The organism is Carboxylicivirga sp. M1479 (assembly GCF_007097485.1).
In the GTDB taxonomy this organism is placed as follows: Bacteria; Bacteroidota; Bacteroidia; order Bacteroidales; family Marinilabiliaceae; genus Carboxylicivirga.
In genome coordinates this window covers 56,463-80,225 of record NZ_VKDE01000011.1, presented here as the reverse complement: position 1 = coordinate 80,225, position 23,763 = coordinate 56,463, and the positions used below count along the sequence as shown (strand labels likewise).

Annotated in this window: 25 protein-coding genes; 16 read left to right on the top strand and 9 right to left on the bottom strand. The window is 37.9% G+C overall.

Annotated features, from left to right (window positions below; translation table 11 throughout):
* Window positions 1–5 precede the first annotated feature (5 nt).
* Window positions 6–1,172, top strand: coding sequence for a quinol:cytochrome C oxidoreductase (locus FNN09_RS08610; RefSeq protein WP_143301515.1), 1,167 nt, complete (start codon window positions 6–8; stop codon window positions 1,170–1,172).
* The gene (locus FNN09_RS08605) at window positions 1,156–1,818 is read left to right on the top strand and encodes a c-type cytochrome (protein ID WP_143301513.1); all 663 of its coding nucleotides are present in this window, start codon (window positions 1,156–1,158) and stop codon (window positions 1,816–1,818) included. The genes FNN09_RS08610 and FNN09_RS08605 overlap by 17 nt, the downstream gene beginning before the upstream one ends.
* A 51-nt stretch (window positions 1,819–1,869) precedes the next feature.
* Here FNN09_RS08605 and FNN09_RS08600 read toward each other — a convergent pair whose 3' ends face one another.
* The gene (locus tag FNN09_RS08600) at window positions 1,870–2,538 is read right to left on the bottom strand and encodes a hypothetical protein (RefSeq protein WP_143301511.1); all 669 of its coding nucleotides are present in this window, start codon (window positions 2,536–2,538) and stop codon (window positions 1,870–1,872) included.
* 96 nt (window positions 2,539–2,634) lie between these two features.
* Window positions 2,635–3,222 carry an NUDIX hydrolase gene (locus FNN09_RS08595; RefSeq protein ID WP_185968940.1) on the bottom strand — a complete coding sequence of 196 codons (588 nt, stop codon included), beginning with the start codon at window positions 3,220–3,222 and terminating at the stop codon, window positions 2,635–2,637.
* Window positions 3,223–3,265: 43 nt separating this feature from the next.
* Here FNN09_RS08595 and pyrE point away from each other — a divergent pair, with 43 nt between their 5' ends.
* Both pyrE and FNN09_RS08585 read left to right on the top strand, forming a co-directional pair.
* Entirely contained in the window at window positions 3,266–3,898 is a 633-nt protein-coding gene (gene pyrE / locus FNN09_RS08590; protein ID WP_143301507.1) for an orotate phosphoribosyltransferase, read from the top strand.
* 193 nt (window positions 3,899–4,091) lie between these two features.
* Window positions 4,092–4,496, top strand: a complete 405-nt coding sequence (locus FNN09_RS08585) for an SRPBCC family protein (protein WP_143301505.1) — start codon at window positions 4,092–4,094, stop codon at window positions 4,494–4,496.
* Between the two features lie 234 nt (window positions 4,497–4,730).
* Here the strand turns inward: FNN09_RS08585 and FNN09_RS08580 are convergent, their stop codons facing one another.
* Entirely contained in the window at window positions 4,731–5,474 is a 744-nt protein-coding gene (locus tag FNN09_RS08580) for a biotin--[acetyl-CoA-carboxylase] ligase (protein ID WP_143301503.1), read from the bottom strand.
* 206 nt (window positions 5,475–5,680) lie between these two features.
* Here FNN09_RS08580 and rsfS point away from each other — a divergent pair, with 206 nt between their 5' ends.
* The 6 genes from rsfS (at window position 5,681) to FNN09_RS08550 (ending at window position 10,987) form a co-directional block, all read left to right on the top strand.
* The gene (rsfS, locus tag FNN09_RS08575) at window positions 5,681–6,052 is read left to right on the top strand and encodes a ribosome silencing factor (RefSeq protein WP_143301501.1); all 372 of its coding nucleotides are present in this window, start codon (window positions 5,681–5,683) and stop codon (window positions 6,050–6,052) included.
* 14 nt (window positions 6,053–6,066) lie between these two features.
* A complete protein-coding gene (ftsH, locus tag FNN09_RS08570; RefSeq protein WP_143301499.1) occupies window positions 6,067–8,133 on the top strand; it encodes an ATP-dependent zinc metalloprotease FtsH in 2,067 nt (688 codons plus the stop codon).
* A gap of 232 nt (window positions 8,134–8,365) precedes the next feature.
* Window positions 8,366–9,175, top strand: a complete 810-nt coding sequence (locus FNN09_RS08565; protein ID WP_143301497.1) for a phosphatidate cytidylyltransferase — start codon at window positions 8,366–8,368, stop codon at window positions 9,173–9,175.
* Between the two features lie 22 nt (window positions 9,176–9,197).
* Window positions 9,198–9,851, top strand: coding sequence for a phosphatidylserine decarboxylase family protein (locus FNN09_RS08560; RefSeq protein WP_143301495.1), 654 nt, complete (start codon window positions 9,198–9,200; stop codon window positions 9,849–9,851).
* Between the two features lie 225 nt (window positions 9,852–10,076).
* Window positions 10,077–10,694: a cytochrome c oxidase subunit 3 gene (locus FNN09_RS08555; protein WP_143301493.1), complete on the top strand. Its 618-nt coding sequence runs from the start codon at window positions 10,077–10,079 to the stop codon at window positions 10,692–10,694.
* Between the two features lie 26 nt (window positions 10,695–10,720).
* Entirely contained in the window at window positions 10,721–10,987 is a 267-nt protein-coding gene (locus tag FNN09_RS08550; RefSeq protein ID WP_143301491.1) for a hypothetical protein, read from the top strand.
* 70 nt (window positions 10,988–11,057) lie between these two features.
* Here FNN09_RS08550 and FNN09_RS08545 read toward each other — a convergent pair whose 3' ends face one another.
* Window positions 11,058–12,275, bottom strand: coding sequence for a uracil-xanthine permease family protein (locus FNN09_RS08545; protein ID WP_143301489.1), 1,218 nt, complete (start codon window positions 12,273–12,275; stop codon window positions 11,058–11,060).
* 166 nt (window positions 12,276–12,441) lie between these two features.
* On the opposite strand from FNN09_RS08545, the gene FNN09_RS08540 reads away from it, so the two are divergent.
* From FNN09_RS08540 to FNN09_RS08520, 5 genes are all read left to right on the top strand, one after another.
* Window positions 12,442–14,661, top strand: a complete 2,220-nt coding sequence (locus FNN09_RS08540; RefSeq protein WP_143301487.1) for an amino acid permease — start codon at window positions 12,442–12,444, stop codon at window positions 14,659–14,661.
* 6 nt (window positions 14,662–14,667) lie between these two features.
* Complete coding sequence (locus FNN09_RS08535; protein ID WP_143301485.1) at window positions 14,668–16,284, top strand: glycosyltransferase family 39 protein; 1,617 nt, start codon at window positions 14,668–14,670, stop codon at window positions 16,282–16,284.
* 27 nt (window positions 16,285–16,311) lie between these two features.
* Window positions 16,312–17,739, top strand: a complete 1,428-nt coding sequence (locus FNN09_RS08530) for a glycosyltransferase (protein WP_143301483.1) — start codon at window positions 16,312–16,314, stop codon at window positions 17,737–17,739.
* A gap of 148 nt (window positions 17,740–17,887) precedes the next feature.
* Window positions 17,888–18,358: a pantetheine-phosphate adenylyltransferase gene (gene coaD, locus FNN09_RS08525; protein WP_143301481.1), complete on the top strand. Its 471-nt coding sequence runs from the start codon at window positions 17,888–17,890 to the stop codon at window positions 18,356–18,358.
* On the top strand, window positions 18,358–19,815 hold the full coding sequence (locus FNN09_RS08520; protein WP_143301479.1) for a TlpA disulfide reductase family protein: 1,458 nt from the start codon (window positions 18,358–18,360) through the stop codon (window positions 19,813–19,815). The genes coaD and FNN09_RS08520 overlap by 1 nt, the downstream gene beginning before the upstream one ends.
* A gap of 94 nt (window positions 19,816–19,909) precedes the next feature.
* Here FNN09_RS08520 and ruvC read toward each other — a convergent pair whose 3' ends face one another.
* From ruvC to rplU, 5 genes are all read right to left on the bottom strand, one after another.
* Window positions 19,910–20,464, bottom strand: a complete 555-nt coding sequence (gene ruvC, locus FNN09_RS08515) for a crossover junction endodeoxyribonuclease RuvC (protein ID WP_143301477.1) — start codon at window positions 20,462–20,464, stop codon at window positions 19,910–19,912.
* Window positions 20,457–20,765, bottom strand: coding sequence for a DUF4286 family protein (locus FNN09_RS08510; RefSeq protein ID WP_143301475.1), 309 nt, complete (start codon window positions 20,763–20,765; stop codon window positions 20,457–20,459). The genes ruvC and FNN09_RS08510 overlap by 8 nt, the downstream gene beginning before the upstream one ends.
* Window positions 20,766–20,844: 79 nt before the next feature.
* The gene (gene serS / locus FNN09_RS08505; protein WP_143301473.1) at window positions 20,845–22,116 is read right to left on the bottom strand and encodes a serine--tRNA ligase; all 1,272 of its coding nucleotides are present in this window, start codon (window positions 22,114–22,116) and stop codon (window positions 20,845–20,847) included.
* An 89-nt stretch (window positions 22,117–22,205) separates the two neighbouring features.
* Window positions 22,206–22,469 (bottom strand): 50S ribosomal protein L27, encoded by a 264-nt coding sequence (rpmA, locus tag FNN09_RS08500; protein WP_143301471.1) that lies wholly within the window; start codon window positions 22,467–22,469, stop codon window positions 22,206–22,208.
* Window positions 22,470–22,490: 21 nt separating this feature from the next.
* Window positions 22,491–22,802 carry a 50S ribosomal protein L21 gene (gene rplU, locus FNN09_RS08495; RefSeq protein ID WP_143301469.1) on the bottom strand — a complete coding sequence of 104 codons (312 nt, stop codon included), beginning with the start codon at window positions 22,800–22,802 and terminating at the stop codon, window positions 22,491–22,493.
* Between the two features lie 310 nt (window positions 22,803–23,112).
* Between rplU and FNN09_RS08490 the strand changes: the two genes are divergently transcribed.
* Entirely contained in the window at window positions 23,113–23,712 is a 600-nt protein-coding gene (locus tag FNN09_RS08490) for a bifunctional nuclease family protein (protein ID WP_143301467.1), read from the top strand.
* The last annotated feature ends 51 nt before the right edge of the window (window positions 23,713–23,763 follow it).

The following is a 23,763-nucleotide window of genomic DNA, read 5'->3' as shown; positions in this document are numbered from 1 at the left end:
AAATTATGTATAAATCATTTGAATTTACTAAGAAAATAAAGTCCTATTTACTCGCTATGATTGTGATAGGTGCGGTTTTGGCCGTAGCTGGTATAGCGATGAATTTGGATCATACACACCGGATTTGGGCAAATGTGTTACTTAATGGCTTTTATTTTACAGCTATTGCCATGAGTGCCGCGTTTTTTGTAATTGTACATGTATTGGGAGAGTCGGGCTGGCACACCGCTGTTCAGCGTATTCCCGAGGCCATGTCCTTATACGTGCCAATAGGTGGCGTATTTATGTTGCTTGTTCTTGCAGGAATGCACGATATCTACCACTGGAGTCATACCGAGCATTTGGATGAAATATTACAAGGTAAAAGTGCCTATCTAAATCCAATGTTCTTTAGTATTCGTACTGTTGCATATATTCTATTGTGGAGTGTATTGGTTTTATGGTTCCGCAAATTATCGCTGAAGAGCGATAGCAATTACGACTTAAAGTTATTCAACAAGCAAAGAGGTGTGGCAGGTGTTTTCATCGTGTTGTTTGCCATTACTAGTTCTACTTCGGCTTGGGATTGGATTATGTCCATTGACGCCCACTGGTTTAGTACTTTGTTTGGGTGGTATATTTTTGTTAGCACCTTTGTTTCAGCCGTTGCCATCGTCATTATTCTGCTTTTTGTATTAAAAAGTATGGGTTATATGGAGCATGTTAATGATGAGCATTTACATGATCTAGGTAAATACTTATTTGGCTTTAGTATATTCTGGGCCTATCTCTGGGTATCACAATACCTCTTAATTTGGTACAGTAATATACCTGAAGAAACAATTTACTACGTACAAAGGATTGAGGATTTTGGCTTTTTATTCTACGCCAATGTGGTCATTAACTTCTTAGCACCTTTCCTAATTCTGATGGCTCGTGGTACTAAGCGGAAATTAAATTGGTTAATTGCTGCTGCAGTAATCGTATTTTTAGGTCACTGGCTAGATATGTACATGGCTATTATGCCAGGTTCAATCAAGCATCCTGAATTTGGAATTTTAGAAATTGGCATGACCGTATTTGTATTGGGTGTATTCTTGTATGCGTTCTTTAGGAATTTTGCCAAGGCTCCTGTAGTGCCTGAAAATCATCCATATTTTAAAGAGAGTTTTGATTATGACAATATTCGATAGCAATATGAAGTACTTGCAAACACTTAAAACAATTGGATTGGGGGTAGCTATTTTAGTAGCTGTTACTAGTTGTGATAAAAACCGTAATAAACCTGGGTATAGTTATTTCCCTGACATGGAGCAATCACAGGCTTATGAGACATATACCAGTAATCTAAATTGGGAAAATGGAAGAACCAATCAGTTGCCTGTTGAAGGGACTGTGCCTCGTGAGATGATTCCGTATGATTTTGAAAAGACCGATGTAAATCGCGTATGGGCAGGGCAGGAGTTGGAAAATCCTTATGCCAACAATGAAACAGTAATGGAAGAGGGGAAGCGTTTATATGATATTTATTGTATGCATTGCCATGGCGACATGGGAGACGGCAAAGGACATTTATACACTTCGCAAAAGTACCTGTACTTGCCTGCAGACTTAAATTCAGAAAAAATACGAACCAATCCAGATGGAGAAATCTTTCAAGTAATAACGGTTGGTTACGGTGTGATGGGCGCTCATGGAGCACAAATATTGCCTGATGAACGTTGGAAAATCGTTTCGTATATACGAGAGGAATTACATGTAAAAGCTGACTTAGCGAAAGAGGAAGAAGCGGCTAAGGCTACTGAAGTTGAAGCTGAAAAAGTTGAAGAGCCTGTTTAAAATTTAATATGATATTTGAATGCCCAGCTGACCATTTGTTAGTTGGGCATTTTATTTTGCGAGCAGTTCAAAGCGCTCATCGTTGGCTTCGATAAAACCTCTATCGGCTTCCTTGTTTGTAGCAATTATTTGCTGTCGCTGAGCCAGTGCATTTTCTAAACGTAAACGGTATCCATTTTTAAACGACATCATGTGGGCGTTCTTGAAACCCATTCGTTGAATTATATCTAAAAAGTTAAGTGCTTCCTCATAGTCAATAAATTCACCAAGAGTAAACTGATTAATGCTATCGTAGGTGTCTTGCTTCAAACCAAGCATGTTATCTTCATATTGATGAAGGTCAAGATCTTTGTATGCCCCAATTTGAATGGCAAATAAAATGCCATCATAATCGGTTTTTCGAATGGCTCCTTTATGGGTATTATACTGTATAGCTCGTAATGAATCTTTGTTAATGCTCTTTTCGATGTATACTGTATCTACAACTGTTAGTATGTTTTCGCTTGCCACATGCTTAGGATTACTAATGAATCCTTGCATGGCTAAGAATGTTAAAAGGGTAATAAAAAAAGCGAGTGTAAGATAAAGCCATAACCTGAGGTTACTGACCATTAGAGATTGCTTTTTTGTTGTTGCTCTTACGCGCGATAACTCTTTGCTAAGGTCATCAACACGGTTCTGCAACTTGTGCTCAGGTAAATCAAAATCCAGTATCGACATTATTTGGGTGTTTAATGTTGTACGAATTTAGGATATTGATAAGACGATGTAAATATTTAGGATATGATAGTAACTAACAAGATATTAACAATGTGACTATTCTTCATTCAAAAGGTCCGCTTTTTTAAATACCTCCAAAATAGATGGATAGGTATTGTTCAAAACATCGCTTAGGTCTTCTTTTTTCATCCACCTGGCTGCTGTAATATTTTCTTCAAGCTGTGGTTTTGGTTGATCAAAACCAAAATAATCCATAAAAAACCAAGCTGTTTCTTTCAGATAATGGATGTTGTTTTGCTCGTAAGTATGAAATGTTGATAGTAATGGATGACGAATCATCAGGTTATCAAGTCCACATTCCTCTTCCACCTCGCGCAAAGCCGTGTGGCGAAATGTCTCATCTTTTTCAGTTTTTCCTTTTGGAAGGTCAAATACACCCAGTCGATGAATGATTAATACCTCGTTATGTGGATTAACAACCAATCCGCCAGCTGCCGTTATAAATTGGTAACACTTTTTTAAAGCTTGTAATAAAAAATCTTCTTTACGTCCGTAGAGGTAAGCAGTCGCTAAATTTGAATTACTTTCAAAAGTCTGTATGAATTGTTGTAATTCGTGGTGCGACGAATACTTATGAAGAGCATTAAAGTTTGGTGTGAGGTCCTGCTCAAGTGTATCTGTCAAAAAAAGAATTCTATCCTTGAAAAAAACTTTATACATTTGCGGTATGGAAAAATTAGCGGAAATTGTAGCCAAACAGTTGTTGCAAATTAAGGCAATAAAATTACAACCTGCAAACCCGTTTACATGGGCGTCAGGGTGGAACTCACCAATCTATTGTGATAATCGTAAAACGCTTTCGTACCCCGAAGTGCGCGACTTTATTAAGTTAGAGTTTGCTCGATTAGTATTAGAAAATTATCCTGATGTGGATGTAGTTGCTGGTGTTGCAACCGGTGCAATTGCGCAGGGTGCTTTGGTAGCTGATTCGATTAATAAGCCATTTATTTATGTGCGATCGGCAGCAAAAGGACACGGATTAACCAACTTGATTGAGGGAGACTTAAAACCTGGTCAGAAAGTTGTTGTGATCGAAGATTTAATTTCAACCGGCGGTAGTAGCTTAAAAGCTGTTGAAGCAATTCGTGAATCGGGTGCTGAAGTATTAGGCATGTTAGCCATCTTTACTTATGGATTTCCTGTTGCGGCGGAAGCATTTGAAAAAGCTTGTGTTGAATTAACTACTTTGAGTTCTTATGAGGAAATGATTCCTTTTGCAAGTGCATCGGGTTATGTATCAGCCGAAGATGTTGCTACGCTTCAAGAGTGGCGTAAAGATCCAGCTAGCTGGAATAAGTAAAAACGAATAGCTGTTAGTGTTTAGCTAAGGGCTTAAAATATTAATTACGAGCAGGTCTTAACTTTTTAGACTTGCTCTTTTTGTTCGAATAAGGATTGCAGCTTAGTAAAGCAGTAAATCAAGATGCAAGCCTATTATGCATAGTCTAGTTATCTAATAATCTAACTGTCTACCAGTCTAACAATCTATCAGTATGACAACTTTTGAAAGCAATATAAAGAAAGCCGCTTACTCGGCAGAAACGATGTTTAATTTCTTGGCAGACTTTGACCATTTTGGCGAAGTAATACCCAAAGATAAAATCAACAACTGGCAATCATTTGGCGATAGCTGCCGTTTTTCCATCGATCCGGTTGGCGAAGTAGGTTTGCGCATTGTTGAAAAAGAAACACCTAAAGTCATCAAATTTACGGCCGAGGGAAAAACACCTTTTAATTTCTTCTTATGGATTCAGTTAAAAGAGCTACAAGCCGACGAAACAGCCGTTAAATTGACCATTAAGGCCGAAATGAATCCGATGATTAAAATGATGGCTAGCAAGCCCGTTAAAAAGTTTTTAGAGGTGCTTTCCGAGGCTATAGCGAATCATAAGTATTAGAAGTACGCTATTAGTTACTCGTTTTGTTTTGATGGCTTTATGCTAATAATCGTTTGGTAATTTGTCGAATTGCCGAACTGTTAAAACGCTGCCTTGCACTGTAAGTGGTAAATTTCAAACTATTTTCTCAATACTCACTTCTCATATCTCACCTCTAAACACTATCTTTTAAACTCTTGACTTGGCACTTCTAACTACGGACTACGAACTCCGCACTTAGCACTTCAACCTCAATTACAACACAAAACCAACCTCTTTAAAAGCATATTCTCTCTTAGTTCCTACAGTATCAACTAAAGTCAGTAAGCCCATTTCATTTACAGTATCAATCGACGCTTCAAATTCGCCATGTTCATCCCTAAATAAGTGAGTGCCATCTTTCCTATACAAGGCATTCATGTACTCGGTATCAATTAGGGCTGTTCTGTCTGTTTCTAACTGGTGGTAACGATGCTCTAGCTGATCAACCAGACTTTCCAATACATCATCAAGTCGATGATTTAATTTGGTATGCTGAATAAGCGATATGGGATTAGGAGCATCCGATACAAACTGTTCTTGATTCACATTTAAGCCAATACCCACTATGGAGTATTCCAGCCGATGTCCAAAAATTGAATTTTCAATTAATATGCCCGCTACTTTTGAATCTTCAATGTAAATATCGTTGGGCCATTTAATGCTAGATTCAATACCTAGTGTTTTTAAGGTATCTATAATGGCTAAGGATACCACCTTAGAAATGCAAAACTGCAGGTGTGGAGCTAAAAAACCAGGGCGCAATAATATGCTAAATGTAAGGTTCTTATCCTTTTCACTTTCCCATGAGTTACCTGCCTGACCATGACCCGCAGTTTGATTGGGTGTAATAACGAGACTGTATTCGGCCAGTTGCTGTTTTGATGCCAAGCGTTTCATTTCTAAATTACTGGACTCAAGTTGAGGGTAAACAATAAACTCTGGTGCTGAATGTGTCATTATTGCAGATTGTTGTGAAAAACTGACAGGCTTTTAACCTGCTTAGCTATTTGGCAAAAATAAGTTTATAAATTTTTAAAAGTAGTATCTTTGAGCAAAAGTAGACATCTGTTGTTAACTTATAAACTACATGCGTGTCTTCTATAGCGTATGTAAACTCTATATTTGAACTTGCTATTATAGCAAAAGCTAAGATTATATTGCCAATGAATAAAGTGAATGAATCTGCTAAACAATTAGCGGATACCATTGTTGAAGGGATTCAGGAAAAGAAGGGCACAAATATTGCTATCTTGGATCTGTCTAAATTGGATAACACAATTTGTCAGTATTTTATTATCTGCGAAGGCGATAGTACCACGCAGGTTGATGCAATAGCCGAAGGAGTAAGCGATTATGTGCGTCAACAACTGAACGATAGACCAATACATGTTGAGGGACGTGAAAATGCACTTTGGATTTTATTGGATTATTTTGATGTTGTAGTACATGTCTTTCATAAAGATCAGCGTGATTTTTATAACCTTGAAGGACTTTGGGCTGATGCTGTGCGAACCAATATAGAAAACCTATTTTAACTAGAACGTAAAAAATGTCAGACGGAAAACCAAATACACAAGGAAACGACAAGGAAAAATCGAAGTTTCCTAAGTTCAATCTTTATTGGGCCTATGGTTTAATTGCCATCGCACTGCTAATGGTTAGTAGGATGGATTTTGGACAAGGACCACATAAGATTACTTACAGCGATTTTAAGAAAGAGATTCTAGTTGGTGGAGATATTGACAAGATCATCGTTATACGTAACGAAGGTGTTGCAGAGGTAACCATTGCCGAGGACATGCTTGATAAGTATAAGCATCTTTTTAGTGAGAACTTAACAAACTCTGGACCACCAGCCGCTGGACCTCACTTTACTTTTAATTTGTCAACCATTGATAAGTTTGATGAGGCTTTAGCAGTTGCTGAGGTTGAATTGGGAGAAAGTATTCCGGTTGATTATGAATCGCGCACCGACTTTTTAGGAGAATTCTTCACATTTATGTGGCCATTGTTATTATTGGTAGCCATCTGGGTATTTATTTTTCGCCGAATGGGTGGAGGTGCCGGAGGAGCTGGCGGAGCTGGTAATATTTTCAATGTGGGCAAGTCAAAAGCTAAAATGTTCGACAAAGAATCGTCCATCAATGTGAATTTTAAAGATGTGGCTGGCTTAGTTGAAGCCAAAACGGAGCTCGAAGAGATTGTTCAGTTCCTAAAAAAGCCCGAAAAATATACCGAGTTAGGTGGTAAAATTCCAAAAGGTGCCCTTTTGGTAGGACCTCCGGGAACCGGAAAAACATTGCTAGCTAAAGCTGTAGCAGGAGAAGCAAACGTGCCATTTTTCAGTATGTCAGGTTCTGACTTTGTTGAAATGTTTGTTGGAGTTGGAGCCAGTCGTGTACGTGATCTTTTTAAGAAAGCAAAAGAGAAATCTCCGTGTATCGTATTTATCGATGAGATTGATGCTATTGGTCGTGCCCGTGGTAAAAGTCCTAATATGGGAGCCAATGATGAGCGCGAGAACACATTGAACCAATTACTAACCGAAATGGATGGTTTTGGAACCAATAGTGGTGTTATTATTTTGGCTGCTACCAACCGTGCCGATATTTTAGATAGAGCCTTGATGCGTGCTGGTCGTTTTGATAGGCAAATACATGTTGAGTTACCAGACTTGAAAGAGCGTAAAGCCATTTTTGAAGTGCATCTTCGTCCTTTGCGTTTAAGCGACGATGTGGAAAGCAAATTTTTAGCCAAGCAAACACCTGGTTTCTCGGGTGCCGATATTGCCAATGTGTGTAATGAGGCTGCTCTGATAGCTGCTCGTAACGATAAAAAGATTGTTGAAAAAGAAGACTTTTTAAGTGCTGTCGATCGTATTGTAGGTGGTCTTGAGAAGAAAAATAAGATTATTTCGAAGAGTGAGAAAACGGCGATTGCCTATCACGAAGCTGGACATGCCACCATTAGTTGGTTATTGGAGCATGCTCATCCATTAGTAAAAGTAACTATCGTACCTCGAGGAAAGGCATTGGGTGCAGCTTGGTACTTGCCCGAAGAGCGTCAATTAACCACAACAGAGCAGATTCTAGATGAGATGTGTTCTACATTAGGAGGAAGAGCTGCCGAAGAAATTATGTTTGGAAAAATTAGTACCGGCGCCTTAAACGATCTTGAAAAAGTAACAAAACAGGCTTATGCCATGGTTTCGTACTACGGCATGAGTGATAAAGTGGGTAACCTTAGTTACTACGATTCATCAGGCCAGTCTGAGTACTCTTTTGGTAAGCCATATAGTGAAAAAACAGCTGAATTGATGGATTCTGAAGTAGGCGATATTGTGGATGTGCAGTACAAGCGTGCCAAAGAAATTTTGGTTCAGAATCACGATAAACATACCAAATTAGCTGAGCTATTACTTGAAAAGGAAGTTATCTTCAGTGAAGATCTTGAAAAGATTTTTGGAAAGAGAAAACTTTCGGAGCATGTGATTGAAGAGGACGATGAAGATGAGGTTGAAACTGAAGAAGCAAAAGATGTGACTATAGAAGATGAGGCAAATGATAAGGACGCCTCAGCTGAAAAAGGCCCGACTTCGGATGCCCCTGAACAGTAAATTAAAATTTTAGATAAAGCACAAATACGTTCAAGTGCCTTATAGATATACACGGATCAACTTTGAAAGAAGTTGATCCGTTTTTTTTGTACCAATCTTTTTATCGATGACCAATTGCTAAAAAGATTTCAAAAAACGTACTGTGCGTAGGTGTAAGTATGAGTAGAATACAAAAAAGTGCAATTTTCTTTTTTGATAGGATATATTAACTTTGCAGCACTAAAAATAATCAATGAATAATTTCATACAGCGCACTTTAACGGGTACCCTTTTTGTAGCAGCGGTAGCCGGGTCTATTTTCTTTCATCATATTGCTTTCTTTTTGGTTTGCCTATTGGTTGCTGTACTTGGTATGATCGAGTTGGGAAGCTTGTTGGAACGTAAATATGGATCGTTAAATATATTTGCATCCATTCTGCTGGGATTATCTTTTCAGATATTGGTTTTTTTAGATTCGGAGGGCATGATTGAACGAAGTTGGTTCGTAGTTCTGATGCCACTTGTTTGGTTACCTTTTATCTATGAGTTATTTAAAGGTGGAGAACATCCGTTTCAACGTATTGCATTAACCTTATTGGTACCTATTTATATTTCATTGCCTTTGTCGTTCTTGTACTTAACAGGCTTTGTTTTAGGTAGTTTTGAGGCTTCGATAATTTTAGGATTTTTTATACTTGTTTGGTGTAACGATAGTGGGGCTTATCTCGTTGGAGTAAGCATTGGAAAGCATAAATTATACGAACGTATTTCGCCCAAAAAAACATGGGAAGGTTTTATTGGTGGCGTTCTTTTTACAATAGTAGCTGCTGTATTTATTTTCAGGCTTACTGATATTGCATCATTAGGCGTATGGATAGGTGCGGCCATATTAGTGTCTACTTTTGGAACAATAGGGGATTTAGTTGAGTCAATGTTAAAGCGCAACGTTGATATTAAAGATTCTGGATCCATATTACCTGGTCATGGTGGTATATTAGATCGTTTTGATGCTGTTTTATTTGCTGCACCAATGGTATTTGCGCTATTTGTTTTATTTACATAATTGAAAAAAAGATTAAAGGAAGATGACGATTCACAAGGAAGGATACGGAACAATTTTTTTAGTGCTGATAGTTTTACTGGCTATTAATACAGGAATTTATTTTTTAGCAGGTATCGAAGTAACTAATTTCGCAGCATTAGCATCGTTTGCAGTATTTGCTTTGGTTTTGAATTTCTTTCGTAATCCTAAACGTGAAGCAATTATCCAAGATGGTGCTATTGTTGCTCCCGCCGATGGAAAGATTGTAACGATTGAAGAAGTGGAAGAAACCGAATATTTAAAAACCAAATGTATTCAAGTTTCTATTTTCATGTCTGTATTTAATGTACACATTAACTGGTTTCCAATTAAAGGTGTTGTTAAGTATTTTCGTCATCATAATGGACGTTTTATGGCTGCTTATCTACCAAAGTCATCTACCGAAAATGAAAGAACAACGGTTGTAGTAGAAAATGATAAAGGGACTCAAATACTATTCCGCCAAGTAGCTGGAGCAATGGCACGCAGAATCGTTTGTTATGCCAAAGAAGAAACAACGGTAACACAAGGGCAACAAACTGGTTTTATTAAGTTTGGTTCACGTGTAGATTTATACTTACCTCTTGATACACGCATTGATGTTGAACTGGATCAGAAAGTAACAGGACGTCAAACCATTCTTGGTTGGTTAAAATAAGAAATACGTTTTGAAAATATAGAAAGAGTCATCCAATTGTTGGGTGACTCTTTTTTTTGTGCTCATGCTTTAAAACTTTGGATGCTTTAGTTTGTTATTACCATTCAAACGGTCATATTATATAAAATGAAAGAATTCAATCAATAAAAGAAGTAATTAAATACTTTTATATATTTTTATCGTTTTAACATAGTAGAAAAAAGTCGTTTACTAAATTATCATCTTATGAGTCAATCATTTTCTATGACAGGTAATATATCAAAGCCTAAAGATTCAGTCCTAAGTGGCGTGACCTTGTTTATCTTTATTGAGCTGTTATTATTTGTTGGGTTATTCTTGCTTTATGCTGTTTATCGCTATAACAATGCAGTTGCATTTGATTTAGCCGCTTCCGAGTTAAGTATCACATCTGGCGTTTTAAATACCATAATAATACTTGGGGCAAGCCTTACAATGGCCTACTCAGGCATAGCTGTTAGAAAAGGAAATAAGATGGCAGCCATCTTTTGGCTTCTAATAACATTGTTTATTGGTTTTATGTTTTTGGTGAATCGCTATTTCGAATGGAAAGGACGCATAGATTTCGGCCTGTTCCCTGGTAGTGAAGAGTTGGCTAGATTGGGGCATGGTGATGTGTTATTCTATGGCTTGTACTTTTTTATGACAGGCTTGCATGCACTGCATTTATTAGCTGGTTATGTGATGTTGACATATGCTACTGTAAAAGTTAATAACAATGAGCTGAATGCTAATAATTACACCTTACTTACTAAAACATCAAGCTATTGGCACTTGGCTACTTTAATATGGGTATTACTGTTTCCTTTGTTTTATTTATTATAGCTTTTTGAATTTCAAACAATACAATTATGGATAATCAGAATATAGGTACTTCAAAGTTTTACACTTTAATATTTTTAGCTTTAGTGCTACTTACAGTTATTTCAACAGGTTTAAGCCAGTTGAATCTAGGGTATTTGAATGTTGTATTTACCGTTGGCTTGGCAGTTGTTAGTGGAGCAATCGTATTTACATCATTTATGCGAATGAAGCTAGATGGTAGTTTTGCCAGACTTTTAATCGCTGGATTACTTGCTCTTGCATTATTAGTTTTCTTTATTGCATTTGTAGGTTAATGCTATTTATATAAACACAAGGGGCGATGCATTAATGCATCGCCCCTTGTGTTTATATATAAGTAGTTTCTTAATGTTCATCATCCATATGAACTGGTTTCGATGTATCAGGTAAAACGAGGTTGAGAACAACTCCAACCAAGGATGCCAAACCTATACCAGCCAATGAGAAGTTACCAAAATCAATAACAGCACCTCCAATACCAACTGTTAAAATGATGGAAATGATAACTTGGTTACGAGTTTTAGTGATATCAGCTTTTGACTCAACTAAAGTGCGAATACCAACGCTGGCAATCATACCAAATAAAAGCAGCATAATGCCACCCAGTACAGCTTGAGGAATGGATTTTAATAATCCACTAACTTTACCAATTAATGAAAAGCAAATGGCTGTTATGGCTGAGATACGAAGTATTTTCGGATCCGTAATTTTCGTAAGTGAAATAGCTCCTGTAACCTCAGAATAAGTGGTGTTAGGAACACTACCAATTAAGGCAGCAAAAGACGTTGCAATACCATCACCAAGCATGGTTCTGTGTAAACCAGGATCTTTCACATAGTTCTTATCAGCAACAGCTCCTATTGCGTACATATCTCCAACATGTTCAATTAACGGAGCAATAGCTACAGGAATCATATAAACAATGGCTTTCCAACTCCACTCAGGCATAACAAATGGTGGTAATGAAAACCATGCTGCTTCTTGAATTGGTGTAAAATCAACCTTGCCCAAAATTAATGAAAGGCTATAACCAGCAACAATTCCCAGAAAGATTGGGATGAGCTTAATTAAACCTTTGGTATAGATTACAACGATGATAGCTGTTAACAGTGATACAACTGCTATTATCCAATCAGTTTTAGCCATGTCTACACCTACTGATGCTAACGATAATCCAATAACCATAATTACTGGTCCAACAACCACTGATGGGAATAAGCGCTCGATAAACCTTAATCCTTGTGCTTTTATAAGTGCCGACATACCAATGTAAACGATACCTACCGCGATTAGTCCCGAAAGAGTTCCTGCCAAGCCAAATAATTTGGTGGCTTCAACAATTGGCGCAATAAATGCGAAACTACTGCCTAAGAAAACAGGTACTTTACCTTTGGTAATTAAGTGAAAAATTAAAGTTCCCACACCAGCCGAAAACAAGGCAATAGAGGGATCGATACCCACTAATAGCGGAACTAAAACAGTGGCACCAAAGGCCACAAATAAAAACTGAACGCCGATAACTACCTGCTTACTCAGGTGCATCGATGGTTTTGATTGCTTCATAATGACGATAACGTTATGTGTTTAACTGCGTAAAAATAAGCATATCAATGTAATTGTAACAATTGGTAAGTTATTTAGGAGCTTTCTCAATAAGATTGTCACTTAAAATAGATATTTGGGTGTCACAATTAAAAATACTAGGTTTGTTTTAGTTGATAAATAACTTATGCAAAAATCATTAACAAATCCGAATGCAGGCTTTGGTGCCATGGCTGTTTTTATGACAGCTATCTCAACCATTTTGGGTGCAATTTTATTTTTACGTTTTGGTTATGCTTTAGCCAATGTTGGTTTAGGTGGTTTGTTGGCCATTATTGTAATTGGTCATGTTGTTACGGTTCCAACAGCTTTAGCTGTAGCCGAGATAGCCACCAATCAGCGTGTTCAAGGAGGTGGTGCTTATTATATTATATCTCGTTCATTCGGATTAAATATTGGTGGAGCCATTGGTTTAGCTTTATTTTTATCACAAGCAGTTAGTGTTGCATTTTATATCATTGCTTTTGGAGAGGCCTTTGATCCTTTAATTCCCTATTTACCATTTGAGCTTGATCCAGTAATATTTAAAAAGATAGTAACCTTATTCCTGATGACCATCTTGTCGGTGGTGGTTATTCTACGTGGTGCTAATATTGGCATGCAAGCCTTGTATGGCGTTGTTGCACTATTATTTGTATCAATCATTTTCTTTTTAATGGGTAAGCCTATTGAACCAGGTATTGAAGTTTCTTTAAATAATACCATTGCAAACGGAAATGGCTTTTTTGTTGTGTTCACAATAATTTTTCCTGCTTTTACGGGAATTGCTGCTGGTTTAGGTTTGTCTGGTGATTTAAAAGATCCTAAAAAAGCGATTCCTAAAGGAACCTTGTTAGCAACAGTTGTTGGTATGGTCATCTACATAATTGTAGCATTTAAATTGGCGGCATCTGCCACGCCCGAAGATATGCAGAGTGACCAACTGATTATGTCAAAAATTGCTATTTGGGGCCCTATCATTCCTATCGGTTTGGGAGCTGCCTGTTTATCATCGGCCATTGGCTCGTTATTAGTGGCACCACGAACGTTACAAGCAATCGGTTTCGACTGCATCATGCCATTCGATAATTTTAATAATTGGATAGCCAAAGGGCGACAACAAGATAATGAGCCCATTAATGGCAGTATTATTACCATCGTGATTGCTTATTTCTTCATCATAATTGGAGATGTTAATTTTGTTGCTGAGATTATTTCCATGTTTTTCATGATTACCTATGGATTTATTTGTCTCATCTCATTTTTGGAGCATTTTGCTGCTGACCCATCTTATCGACCAACGTTTAAATACAACAAGTGGTATTTTTCTTTGATTGGTGCCATCCTTTCGTTTTGGTTAATGTTTCAAATGAAATGGACTTATGCGGCCTTGGCATCCCTATTAATGGCTGTTACTTATTATTTCATTACGGTAAGTAATCCAGAGCGTCAAGGATTAGAAAAATTGTTTAAGGGTGTTATGTTCCAGATCAGTCGACAGATTCAGATATTTGTTCAGCGTGCCAATAAAGATGAAAATGAAACACATTGGCGCCCATTTGCTATTTGTGTGTCTGAAGATTCCTTTAAGCGACAGGCGGCATTTGATCTGTTGCGTTGGGTATGTTATAAACATGGCTTTGGTACCTATATACACTTTATTAAAGGCTTTTTAAATAAGGATACGCACGATGAATCTCAAAATGTGCTTAAGCGTTTAATTCATCAGGCAGAGGGAAGTCAGAGTCGCGTATACCTCGATACAATTATTAGTCCGTCTTATACGTCGGCTATTGCGCAGGTTATTCAATTATCGGGTATTAGCGGTAAGGGTAATAACTTGATTTTATTTGAATTTTCGCGTAGCAATCCCGAGGCCTTAACACATGCTTTGGATAATTATCAGCTTTTTGAGGCCACTGGTTTTGATGTGTGCGTACTGAATAGTTCGTATAAGGGGTTTGGCTATAAACATGAGATTCATGTATGGATTAGTGCGCATGATTTTAGAAATGCCAACCTGATGATTCTATTGGCTTATATTATTTCTGGTCATCCTGAATGGCGTAGCCCGCTGATTAAAATATTTGCAACATTCCCAGAAAGCCAGATTGAAAACCAACGAAAGCGATTATTGGAGTTGATTCATGAAGGGCGTTTGCCAATCTCTCCGTCCAATGTTGTGTTCTTGCCCATGACAAATAGCCAAACAGCCCAAGAGGTTATGATGGAGCACAGCTCAGATGCTGACTTAGTGGTAGTTGGCTTTAAACCAGAACAGGTTAAGGATAATCCAGATTTATTAATTGAATATGGCGATATGAGTAATGTTCTATTTGTTAATACATCGCACAAAAAGGATCTTTAATAGCCTATGAAAAAGGAAAAGACTATTGCGCCAAACCTCCTGGATAAGCTAGAAGCCTGGTGTTCGTTATATCAGCTTCAGATAATGATGGGCATATTACTTGTGTTTACATTGTTCTCGGCTTTATTATTTAACATGCGTGTGAGCGAGGGTGGAGACGACAGTACCTACATTATACGGGCTGTTAATTTCATAAAAGAGGGACGTTATCCATCTTTTCAAGGGCCAGTTTATCCCATGTTTTTATCGCTCGTCATCGGTGTTTTTGGTGTTAATTTGGGCATCCTTAAGTTGTCGTCCTTTGTGGTAATGCTGGCAAGTATGTGGGGCTTTTACAAAGTATTTAAACAACGTATCCGTTATAGCCTTTTGTTTGCTACTTTATTATTAGCTTCCGTTAGTAGTTACTACGTTTATTTCACTAGTCAAACCTACAGCGAGGGGCTATTTATTTTATTACAATTGCCAGTGTTCGCTTTAACTTTTCGCATTTACGATAAAGGGACTAACTATAAGCAATTATTATTACTTAGTGCTGCAGTTTTATTAACGGTAATGACACGTACCATTGGTGTTGGTGTATTGGTGTCGGTGTTGTTGTTTTTTATACTTAATAAACGGTATAAAGAAACGCTATGGATATTGGGTGGCTTTTTTGTCCTTTTGGCAGTAGTGTTGCTGGTTAAGGTAGCTATTTGGCAAAATGGTTTCTTCGATGATGGGCAGGCAAGCACTTTAATGTATAAGCACCCTTATCAAATGGATCAAGGCAAAGAAACGCTGGGTGGTTTTTTTATGCGTTTTATTGATAATTCAAAACTCTATTTGTCAAAGCACTTTTTGCGCATGGTAGGTTTACGATCTGCTACTGTTTTAAGTCTTTCATCTGGCCTTACTTTACTTTTGTATGGCATCTTTTTATTTGGTGTTTATAAATCTTTTACTAAAAATAAATACTTGTTTTTTGTGGGTGTGTACTCAGCTGTAATGTTGGGAACAACCTTTGTGGTGTTGCAAAAAATATGGGATCAATATCGCCTAATCACACCTTACATGCCATTTATGATTATGGTGTTAATCTATGGTTTGAGGCAACTGACTAAACTATTAACGGGCAAATGGTCACAATATGTTTTGTTGGCTTTAGTGTTCGTGAGTTTATCAGGATCTGCTCTACAATCATTTGATAAAATTGACTTACTAACCTTGCGAAAAAATCTAAACGGAGATTTATACGAGGGATATACCGATGATTGGCGTCATTATTTATCCATGGCCGAGTATGTAGGTAAAGAATTGCCCAAGGAAAGCTATGTGGCGGTTCGGAAACCAAATATGGCTCGTATTTATGGTAATGGTAAAAAGTTTTATGGTATTTACCGTTTTGAGTCGAATGATGCCGATGCCTTATTAAAAAGGTTAAAAGACCGTAATGTAAGCCATGTGATAATGGCCAGCTTACGCAAGAATCCACGGATAAACAACGGCCAAACAATAAATACCTTGCAACGTTACTTGTACGTAATATCAAAAAAATATCCTCGAGCCATTAAAATGGAACATCAAATTGGTAAAATAGAGCCGGCCTATTTGTTTCGAATCGATTACGAGGCAGCCAAATAAAACAATCAATCAGCATAATTAAGGGTGATGAAAGTGAACCAAGAACGACGTGCTTATTTTGAATCCAGAGCATCGAATTGGATTAAGTACCGAAAAAGAAGAGCCTATTATTGGGACTCAATAACACGTTATTGCAACTACTATATACAGGAAGAAAATTCTGTGCTCGAAATAGGTTGTGGTTCAGGTGAGCTCTTATCTGCTATTAAGGGCAAAAATAAGTTAGGTATTGATTTTTGCGAACCAATCCTTAATCAGGCCAAACAACAATATCCTGATATTCGCTTTGAATTGATGGCTGCTGAAGACATTCAGCTTACAGAGAAGTTTGATGTGGTTATTTTATCCAACCTGATTGGTGTAACAGATGATATTGAACACGTTTTTAATGAGCTGAAGAAAGTGTGCCACGAGCAGACGCGAATCATTGTAACCTATTACAACAGGTTGTGGGAGCCTATTATCCGGATGGCCGAATTTTTAAGAATCAAAAAACGTACGCCTGAGCAAAATTGGTTGTCGAATGGCGACATTGCTAATTTGCTTTATCTCTCAGATTTCGATGCCTATAAGACAAATCGAAGCATGCTAATGCCCTATCGCATACCTTTGCTTTCGGGTTTGATGAATCGTTTTGTTGCGCGCCTACCGTTTTTTCAGTTATTCGGATTGAACCAGTTTGTGTTTGCACGCCCTTTTCCACCGCGCTTGCCTCAGGCAGAAGTCGATAAGCGGTATTCGGTATCTGTTGTTGTGCCGGCACGTAATGAAAGCGGTAATATCGAAGAGGCCATAATGCGAACGCCAGCTATGGGTAAATTTACCGAGTTGATTTTTGTTGAAGGTAATTCAAGCGATGATACCTGGGATAAAATCCAGGAGATGGCTGATAAGTACAAAGACACGCATCGCATTAAAATTATGCAGCAAGATGGTAAAGGTAAAGGCGATGCCGTGCGCAAAGGTTATGCAGCAGCCGAGGGAGATATTCTAATGATATTAGATGCCGACCTAACAGTACCTCCAGAAGATTTACCTAAATTTTATAATGCTATATCAAGGGGTAAAGGCGAATTTATTAATGGTGTTCGTTTGGTTTATCCCATGGAGAAAAATGCCATGCGCTCGCTTAATACCATTGGGAATCATTTTTTCTCACGCCTGTTTAGCTGGATATTGGAACGTCCAATTAAAGATACCCTGTGTGGAACCAAAGTGATGTTTAAAAACGACTATGTGAAGTTGGCTAAGAATCGTTCATTCTTTGGTGATTTCGATCCCTTTGGTGATTTCGATTTGCTGTTTGGTGCATACAAACTAAACTTAAAAATTGTGGATTTACCTATTCGTTATCGCGAGCGCAAGTATGGCGATACCAATATTTCACGCTTTAGCCATGGTTTAATTCTTTTGCGTATGTCTGCTTTTGCAGCGGCAAAAATTAAGTTTTGGTAGATAAACAGTCGATAACTTGTTTGAGCGGCTAATTTTTCCAAATTTTACATTTTTATTGATAGATGGAGGTGTTTATTAAATTATCTCTGCCAATCAAAATCATTAATACAATCCTGTGAAACAATAAGGGTTGATAACCTATGTTAGCATGAATACAGCCATATTCCCAGGATCATTTGATCCGTTTACTGTTGGTCACGAAGATGTTGTACGACGAGGTTTAAGCTTGTTCGATAAAATAATCATAGCCGTAGGCTTTAATTCCAACAAAAGAGATTTTTTCCCTTTGGAAGATCGCATGCAATGGATTCGCGATGTTTTTGTTGATGACGATAGAGTAAGTGTAGAAAAATACGAAGGCTTAACCGTAGAATTCGCCAAAGAAGTTGAGTGTACGCATATTTTACGAGGCATACGCACTGCTGCCGATTTTGAATACGAGCGTGCTATTGCGCAGGTAAATAAAGCCATGAGTGGTATTGACTCTGTGTTTTTATTAACCACACCTGAGCATACGCCAGTTAACAGTTCTATTGTGCGCGATATTGTAAAGCACGGTGGCGATGCAGGGCAATTCCTACCCGATGCCATTAAAATTAATATTCAAAAGTACTTATAATGCGCTTAGGCTTCCTCGTTGTTTATTTGTTCGGTGCTTTGCTATTGCAAGCACAATCGTTACCACAATGGACGACGGTAAAGGGCCTTGCACCCGAATATGCGGGTTACAATCTGGTGGTTCGTAAAGTAGTTAACCCCATTTCTTTTGAAGAGACCGATGTGATGGTTATCCGCGTAGAAGAAAATGGTGAATTTGAACAAAGTATTGAAATCAGCCAGATTACGCATGTGAGCATTGATATGGGTAAATACGAGGGCTATATTTTTTTAGAGCCTGGTCAGACTTATGAATTAATACTGCCGCCTTTTCAGCCTCGTACCGATGCAGAACGTTTTAATCCATATTATAAGCCGGAGCTTATAGAATTAGGTATTGCCAATGACGATGCTCAGTCTCTGAATATGTTATTTATGCAGTTCGATTCTGAGCTAAAAAGAATGTATAATTCCAATGCGGTTCAAATTTTTTCATCGGGTGATATTGTTAAAGCTAAAAGCATAATAGCTCAATTGGATAGTGCTTTTCAAAGTGATATCGCTTATTTTAATACCTATAAGCAATATGCTTATGGTGAGTTACTAACCCTGGGCTATAAACGAAATAAACGAAAGGCGATAGAACAAACCTTTGGAGCTGATACTATAAATGTGGCACTGCCCTCTTTTCAACAGTCATTTAATACCTTATTTAATAATTTCTTCACCAATTACTTTTCATCAAAGCGTGGTGAAAATTTAAAAGATGCTTACGTACAAATAGCCTCTTTTGATAGCCTTACCACCGTGTTGCAAACCGATACCTTGTATTGGAATAAAGATTTGGCACAATTGGTTTTGCTTAAAGGCCTGTACGATGCCTTTTATTCAGGCCGATACGAGCAAGGTCAAATTATAGATCTGATAGAACAAGCCAGTGAGTATGGAGCAAGCCTAACAATCAAAGATGTTGCAAAAGGTTTGTACCGACAAGTAATCTGGTTGCGAGAGGGGAGTGCTGCACCCCAATTCACTCTGTTTCGCCTCGATGGCAGAGAGAAATCCTTAAGTGATTATAAAGGAAAGTTTGTGTACTTAAACTTTATGCACACCAGTAATCATACTTGTAAAGAGGAGCTAATGCTGCTCAATGTGCTATCCAAGCAACTGCGAAGGGAACTGACCATTGTAACGGTTATTATGGATGAAGATCCTACAAATGCCAAGAAGCTGATTAAAGATAATAAATACCGCTGGGACTTTCTGCATTATGGCGCCATGCCTACTGTGGCAATTGATTACCGAATCAAAGCTTTACCGGCGTATTTTGTTATTGATCCCACTCAAAAATTAAGGCTGTCTCCATCACCATCGCCCAAGGAGAATTTTACCCCTATTTTTATTGAGTCGCAGCGTCAATTCAATTACGAACAATTGCGTAAAGAGCGACCAAAAACAAAAAGTATTTACGATTTATAATAGTTATTCGAGCGTAAAGTATTGTAGCTATTTGTATTTTCCTGTATACGGGAAAATCACTGATAGGGAAGTAGCTATGCCCAATTGTGCATAGTTATTTTTTTACTCTGCCAGGATTCTTACTCATGAATTCTTTCCAGCTTTTGGCGCCACCACTAATGTTGATGCGTTGGTTTTGCAAAAAGTGACAATAGGCGGCTGCCAGTCCATCTGTTGCATCCAGGTATTTTGGCATTTCGCCTATCTTAAGTAGGTTTTGCAGTAGCAAAGCTACTTGTTCTTTTGAGGCACGTCCATTGCCTGTTATGGCTTGTTTTATTTTTAAAGGGGCATATTCGAAAATTGGTACCGATCGTGACAGGCCTGCTGCCATGGCAACACCTTGTGCACGCCCTAGTTTTAACATCGATTGTACGTTCTTACCAAAAAAAGGTGCTTCAATTGATAATTCATCAGGGTGATAGGTGTCTACCAGCTGAACTACGCGCTCAAATATTTTCTTAAGTTTGGTGTAATGATCGCCGTACTTGTGCAATTCTAACACGCCCATGGTCATCATCTCGGCTTTATTTCCAACTGCACGAATAATACCATAGCCCATTACGGTGGTGCCAGGATCGATGCCTAATATAATCCGTTCTTTAGCCAAGTTTTAGTTCATTTAGGATAGAACTAAATGTAAGGCATTTATCGCCAAATTTACCTTTGATGTTATCCACCAATATGGCATTGTATTTATTAACAGTGTCTATGTCTTCAGGTTTAGTACATTGCATTTGACACGAGTAATTGGTGTTACCCTCTTGAACCACTGCCATCACTTCGTATAACTCAACCCTTAGCTCTTTTACCAAATCTTTCATGGTAGGAATGTAATTACGGTTCATCCATTGCTTCCAATCGTCAGTAATGGAATTGTCAATCATGAAGGTGGTGTTGAATATATACATGGTAATCGTATTGAGATGAGTGTAAAAAAAGCATCAAGATAGTTACACTCTGTGTTTACCTTGATGCTTAATTGAAATATTATTTAATAATATCGAAGCCTGTATAAGGAACTAAAGCAGCAGGTACCTTAATGCCCTCAGGTGTTTGATTGTTTTCAAGAATAGCAGCAACAATACGTGGCAAGGCCAATGCACTTCCGTTTAAGGTGTGTGCTAATTGTGCTTTTTTCTCACCATCTTCTTTGTAGCGTAACTTTAAACGGTTGGCCTGATAACTTTCGAAATTAGATACCGAACTAACCTCTAACCAACGCTCTTGAGCAGCTGAGTATACTTCAAAATCGTATGTTAATGCCGATGTGAAGCTTAAGTCGCCACCACAAAGACGTAGCAAGCGCCATGGTAACTCCAGTTTCTCAATAATCGACTGTACGTGCTGAACCATTGATTTTAATATTTTGTATGATTCATCTGGATGGGCCACTTGTACGATCTCAACCTTGTCGAACTGGTGTAAACGGTTTAGTCCGCGTACGTGAGATCCCCAAGATCCAGCCTCGCGACGGAAGCAAGCTGAGTATGCACAGTGCTTAACCGGCATTTCTGAAGCCTTTAAAATCACATCGCGGAATATATTAGTAACAGGTACTTCAGCTGTAGGAATAAGGTACAAATTATCGGCTGTAGCGTGATACATCTGACCTTCCTTATCAGGTAACTGACCAGTGCCAAAGCCCGAGTCTTCGTTAACCAATAATGGTGGAATTACTTCGTTATATCCAGCCTTGTCAGCTTCATCTAAAAAGAAGTTGATTAAGGCACGTTGTAAACGAGCACCTTTGCCTTTGTAAACCGGAAACCCTGCTCCTGTGATTTTTGTACCTAACTCAAAATCAATTAGGTCGTACTTCTTGATTAGATCCCAGTGCGGTACTTTTTCTTCCAATTGAGGCATACTGCCACCGCTCTCCACCTCAACATTTTCATCTTCACCCTTTCCTGGAGGAACTATTTCATTAGGAATATTTGGCAAAGACACCAACTCTTCGTTCAATTGAGCAGTAATTTCATCCAGGGAAGTATTAAGCTCTTTGATTTTATCTTTTAGCTCGCCAGTGCGTGCTTTAGCTTCGTTTGCTTCTTGCGCTTTACCAGCCTTAAATAATTGACCAATCTCTTTGGATAGGCCATTCATTTCTTTTTGAAACGATTCGGCTTCTACCTGAGTTGCCTTGCGGCGGTTGTCAAGTTCAATAATAGTTTCGACAATGCTAGCTGCGTCGAAGTTCTTTATTTTCAGTCGTTCAACGACTAATTCTTTATTATCCTGAATGAATTTAAGCGTCAACATGATGTCATATTGTTAGCGTGTAAAAAAAATCTCCTGAAATTATTACGAAAGTAATAAAAACAGGAGATTTAATAATGTTTTCAAGAGTCTTATTCAGCAGTAAATGGTTCTACTGAAACATAAGATCTGTTGTCTTTTTTCTTGCGGAAAGCAACTTTACCATTAATTAAGGCAAACAAGGTGTGGTCTTTTCCCATACCTACGTTTTCACCTGGATGGTGCTGTGTTCCTCGTTGTCTAACAAGGATGTTTCCTGCTTTGGCAGCTTGACCGCCATAAATTTTTACGCCAAGTCGTTTACTTTCCGACTCTCTACCGTTCTTCGAACTACCGACGCCTTTCTTATGTGCCATCTTATTCTAATTTTTTGAGTATTAACCTACGATTTCTTCAATTTGAATTTGGGTGAAGCACTGACGATGTCCGTTCTTCTTTTTGTAACCTTTTCTTCTTTTCTTTTTGAAGACGATCACTTTATCACCTTTTACGTGTGATAAAACTTTCGCAGTTACTTTAGCACCTTCTACAACTGGAGCGCCAATTTTAACGTCTCCTTCGTTGTCTGTTAAAAGTACTTTTTCAAATTCAATTGTAGCGCCTTCATCGGCACTCAATCGATGCACAAAGATTTTTCTCTCTTTTTCAACTTTAAATTGCTGTCCAGCAATGTCAACAATTGCGTACATGTCACAATTTTTATGGTTTTCTCCAGGAGGTGGGCCTACTTTAAAAGCCACTTTTTCTACCCCTCAGGATTTCAATGGAGTGCAAAAGTAGACAAAATTACTGTGTGTGCCAAATAAAAATACTTTCTTAGGCCTGAAAATAAGTTTTTTACCAATGATAAAGGTAGTCTATTACTTTTAAAAAAGCGCTTATCAACCATTGTTAAAAAGTAATTACTATATTTGTTTTAATGCAAAAAAAGTTAACTAATCCACTCTTTTATTGCTTTGCATTGATGGTATACAAAGAGTCAAAATCTATTATGCGATTATGAGTAGAAAAAAAATCAAGCTAAATATTCTTGGTTTATCATATAGCCAAACTCAGTCAGGAGCCTATGCATTGGTATTGTCTGAAGAAGATGGAGAACGACGTATTCCCATTATTATTGGTGGTGTAGAAGCTCAGTCCATTGCTATCAAGCTCGAGGGTTTAGAACCTCCAAGGCCTTTGACTCATGATTTGTTTCTGAATTTCTCCAAATCGTTTAGTATAGAAATTACTGAGGTAATTATTTATAAATTAGAAGAAGGCATTTTTTACTCCGAGTTAGTGTGTAAAAAAGGCGATGAGCAGTTACATATTGACTCTCGTACTTCTGATGCCGTTGCTTTGGCTCTACGTTTTGCTTGCCCTATATATACTTACGAAGATATTATTGAGAAGGCTGGTATTGTACTTGATTTTGATAAGAAAGAAGAAGGACACTCAATTATGCCAATAGAAAAGGTGGAGAGTGATAAGCCAGGTGGAGATTATGAGTCTAAGACAATAGAAGAGTTGCAGAGTGCATTGAATGACGCTATTATGGCCGAAGATTATGAAAAGGCTTCACAAATACGCGATGAAATAAATCGAAGAGAATCTTAAACTTCGATCCATCTATAAAATCTTTTTATCCTTTACCCCATTTAATCTAAT